This is a genomic window from Moorena sp. SIO3I6, assembly GCF_010672095.1.
Genome location: NZ_JAAHHU010000400.1, coordinates 1 through 3,848, shown reverse-complemented (window position 1 = coordinate 3,848; position 3,848 = coordinate 1). Strand labels below are relative to the sequence as shown.

Here is a 3,848-nt window from a genome sequence, read left to right as displayed (position 1 = left end):
TTTGGCAAAAGGCTTTTCCTATACAAACTGAGCGAGAACGTGGGACGTCAAGTTTTTTGATCACACTAATCATATCAAGTTACTTTTGTCAAGTTTTTTGTAAAGAAATATGTTTATAAAGCATAGCTTTTTTAAGGGGGGTTAGGGGGGATCTATGTACCTAATTTCAAAAGTGACATGCTCCCCTACATCCTTACCCAAACTGTTCAATCAGATGATCGCCCACCCGCAGAGCATTAGCAATAATGGTTAAAGCTGGGCTGACACTAGCATTGGATGGAAAGAAACTGCCATCGACTACGTAAAGATTTTCCACATCATGAGTGCGGCAGTTGCGATCGAGCACAGTAGTAGCAGGATCGTCCCCAAAACGGCAGGTGCCACACTGATTTGCCATTACTTGAATCGGTACTTCCCCACGAGGATATATTTTACCGCTCTGAAAACTATCCAGCCGTTTTTCAATGGTTTTTAGCACTTCAGTCAAGCGATAAACTAGGCGATCGTGGGCTTCGATATTATTGGGAGTGTAGTCAATATACAACTTGTTTCCATCAATTCGTACTCGATTATTGGGATCGGGCAAATCCTCCGTCTGCACCCACCAGCCAATGGAACGAGTAGCTAACTGCTTTAGTCCAAATCCTGGCATAAATTTTGCCAGAACTGATAACAGTGGTGGTGCTTCAGCAAAAATAATATCTGTCAGCAATCCACCGGAATTTTGAATGTGACCCATTGGGTAAGGAAAATCGGGATCACCCCAATAAAAATCATTGAGATAAATACTTCTTTGAAAAGCACCTGAATTGGGCTTAGTGCTCAGTTGCACTACAGCAGTCATTAGGCTTTTCATCAAATTCCGTCCCACTTGCCCCGAACTGTTAGCAAGTCCTTGGGGGTGTCGATCATTGGCAGAGTGTAATAGTAATGCTGCTGAATTCACGGCACCACAAGCAACCACGACAATTTCCCCCATAAACAAGTAGGATTGTCCTGCAATTTCGGCTTCGACCCCTTTAACTGCTAAACCTGAGGGGTTAGTGTGCAAACAGACCACCTTCGCATTGGTTTTTAAGGTTACGTTCGGATGTTTCAACGCTGGCACAATTCCGCTGACCTCGGAATCATTGGTTGGGTCGTCGTCTTGGCGCGTCAGTCCTAACGGTAGGTAAGATGGATGCAGACCTTGCTGAGCGATCGCATTGTAAATTTCCGCAATTTGAGGCTCTTGGGGGATTGCTTCAAAGGGATAGTCTTGACTATGAAATGGCTCGGTGGGATCGCTGGTTGCCTGACCGTGAACTTTATAAAGCTGTTCCGCTTGAGTGTAGTAGGGTTCAAAGTCGGAATATTTCAAACACCACTCCGGCGACACTCCCTCTTGATGTTGCACTTTTTCAAAATCCCGCTCCCGCAGTCGTAGCAATGCTGCACCATAGATTTTAGTATTGCCACCGATAGCGTAATTCATTTGGGGGAAAAAGGGTTCTTCAGCAGTGTCATACCAAATTTCAGGAGCGTGATAGCGTTCTCGCTTAAAAATATCGACATTACTGCGATTTTGCTCTTCTAGAGGCATAAAATCCCCTCGTTCTAGGATGAGAATTTTCTTCCCCGTTGGCGCAAGTTTATAGGCTAAGGTTCCGCCGCCAGCCCCTGTGCCGATAATAATAAAGTCGTAATATTGGTCGTCGATAATCATAGTAAAAGTCCGAAGTTTGAAGTGGGAAGTCGGAAGTCAGAAGTCAGAAGTCAGAAGTCAGAAGTCAGAAGTCAGAAGTCAAAAGTCAGAAGTCAGAAGTCAGCTATGACTAAGTTTCGGAGTTTAGGAATGTCAAACCTCTGAATGTGTAGTGCGCTTGCAGGAGTTCAGGAGTTACAGATGATCACTGACTTGTGATATTTTTGAGGATAGGTGCGTTACTTAATTAACATACCCTAGAAAATTAGTGATTGGCCGTAGGCCACGCTACGCGAACGCACTTTTGGATAGGTGGATTATCTTATGGAAAGCAGGATTTATAGCTCATATCCAAGTGTTAGCAAAACCACTTCTTCCAATTGAGCAACTGTTTTAGGACTCAGGTGCCCCAGTTTTTGAATTAAACGACTTTTGTCAAGCACTCGCATTTGGAAACACAGTGCAACAGAATCTTGAGCTAATCCACCCTCTCCTTGTGCAATCTGAACACAAATTGGTAACGAAGCGCGGCGTTGATTTGTCGTTAAAGGAATTGCAATAATTGTTGTAGAGAACTGGGAAACAATGTCATTTTGAAAAATAATGACAGGACGAATACCTGCTTGCTCAGAACCTTGACTTGGATTGAGATTAGCTACCCAGATATCGCCACGCTGATATTTATTGGTCATAGCTTATCTTCTTGATCAAGACTTGCGGCATAATCGCTCATTCCCACTTCAGCAAGAGCGCGGTCTTCCTCAGCAAACTCATGAGCAAGGGCTTTTAACTGAGCAGGATCTAGGACAATCCGACGACGTTTATCTTGAAACTTAAGAAATGCAATAAAATCAGCGACTTGCTGAAGTTGTTCAGCAGTAAGTATATCCAGGTCTTGCTTGATAGCTTCGGTGCTGATTGACATAGCAGTAACTTAGTACAATTATAGGTTAGTGATAGGTTATTCCCCAGAAATGTTGAATCTAGTAGGGCTGATGGCTGATGGCTGATAGCTGATAGCTGATAGCTGATAGCTGATAGCTGATAGCTGATAGCTGATAGCTGATAGCTGATAGCTGATAGCTGATAGCTTACCTCATAAATACGATAAACGCTATCGACAAGTTTAGCTAGGGACAAGGCTCAATTGTCCAATCTTTAGGTTTCTCACTTTTATAACAGGACTGTTGACGACCTGCTTCTTTTAAATTCCATTTACCGGTAGATTGATCGAATTGAAACTCAAGTCGATAACGCTTGCCCCTAATTTTGTCATCAGGTAGATTCATCTGGGTTAGAATCACGATTTTCTCAAAAGCTTGCTGCTCAATCACCTTTATTTCTTCAGTAAACTCACTCTCGACCGTTTCTTTGTTACCAAATAAGTCTAATGCGATCGCTTTCGGATCATCTCCTATTCTCTTACCTTTGATTTCAGCTATATTCAAGGGTTGATAACGAGATTTTTCTAACGCATCATCAGAGGGATTACAACCCATGAGGATTAAGCTAATAGTAAACCCTACTCCTAGAAGCGGTAACCTGTCTTTTCTATCCATGGTCATTTAAACTTAAATTGGTTATAGCCTTGATTTTATCAAACACGAATAAATTTTAATTGACGGCAAATTCAGTTTGCTGACGAATTTCGGGAGGATAGAAAGCTAAAACAATATTTTATTTCTTGATGCCAGCATTAATTAAATCAGTAGTGATACCCGTTTCTATTCCATCATATTCAATATAAATTTTAGTATTTTTTAGAGTAATATATATTAGGTTTCCTCTGATTCTTTTTCCCTGTGACCATCCTACCTGCATTAATCCATAGTGCTCTCGTGTTTCGTCAAAAATGGGATCAAGTCGGATGTCTCCATGAGAGGGGCGAAATTGAGCGTATTTTAGAATAACTTGTTTTATTATTTCTCGATAGGTCGTTTGGGGATCCATTGTTTTACCTCTAATTTGGAGGAAACCAATCCGATTGGATTTGCTCAGGGGAATAGGGACAGTTGTCAGGAAAGTCCCAATCGGAAATTCCAGTTTCATTGGCAGCGTCGGCTCTCGCATCACCATAAACTTTTGATAAATCTGCCCAGTATCGCTTTAAACTAGGAGTATCTCTGAGATAGCGTTTAAGGTTATTGCGCTCTCGTTTGATGGT

General features: G+C 42.0%; 6 protein-coding genes. All 6 read right to left on the bottom strand.

Annotation, left to right across the window (positions count from 1 at the left end):
• Positions 1 to 193 precede the first annotated feature (193 nt).
• Complete coding sequence (locus F6K49_RS36795) at positions 194 to 1,705, bottom strand: GMC family oxidoreductase (protein ID WP_293104843.1); 1,512 nt, start codon at positions 1,703 to 1,705, stop codon at positions 194 to 196.
• 317 nt (positions 1,706 to 2,022) lie between these two features.
• Complete coding sequence (locus tag F6K49_RS36790; protein WP_293059745.1) at positions 2,023 to 2,376, bottom strand: type II toxin-antitoxin system PemK/MazF family toxin; 354 nt, start codon at positions 2,374 to 2,376, stop codon at positions 2,023 to 2,025.
• Positions 2,373 to 2,609, bottom strand: coding sequence for a hypothetical protein (locus F6K49_RS36785; protein WP_293038235.1), 237 nt, complete (start codon positions 2,607 to 2,609; stop codon positions 2,373 to 2,375). Before F6K49_RS36785 ends, F6K49_RS36790 begins: the two co-directional genes overlap by 4 nt.
• 205 nt (positions 2,610 to 2,814) lie before the next feature.
• Complete coding sequence (locus F6K49_RS36780; RefSeq protein ID WP_293038238.1) at positions 2,815 to 3,243, bottom strand: hypothetical protein; 429 nt, start codon at positions 3,241 to 3,243, stop codon at positions 2,815 to 2,817.
• Between the two features lie 118 nt (positions 3,244 to 3,361).
• Positions 3,362 to 3,634, bottom strand: coding sequence for an element excision factor XisI family protein (locus F6K49_RS36775; protein ID WP_293104840.1), 273 nt, complete (start codon positions 3,632 to 3,634; stop codon positions 3,362 to 3,364).
• A gap of 10 nt (positions 3,635 to 3,644) precedes the next feature.
• Positions 3,645 to 3,848 (bottom strand): DUF29 domain-containing protein (locus tag F6K49_RS36770; protein WP_293104837.1); only part of this gene is annotated, 204 nt, incomplete at its 5' end.

Bases quoted from the DNA above. Each gene is read 5' to 3' on its own strand.
- F6K49_RS36795 (WP_293104843.1), bottom strand. From the start codon at position 1,705: ATGATTATCGACGACCAATATTACGACTTTATTATTATCGGCACAGGG.
- F6K49_RS36790 (WP_293059745.1), bottom strand. From the start codon at position 2,376: ATGACCAATAAATATCAGCGTGGCGATATCTGGGTAGCTAATCTCAAT.
- F6K49_RS36785 (WP_293038235.1), bottom strand. From the start codon at position 2,609: ATGTCAATCAGCACCGAAGCTATCAAGCAAGACCTGGATATACTTACT.
- F6K49_RS36780 (WP_293038238.1), bottom strand. From the start codon at position 3,243: ATGGATAGAAAAGACAGGTTACCGCTTCTAGGAGTAGGGTTTACTATT.
- F6K49_RS36775 (WP_293104840.1), bottom strand. From the start codon at position 3,634: ATGGATCCCCAAACGACCTATCGAGAAATAATAAAACAAGTTATTCTA.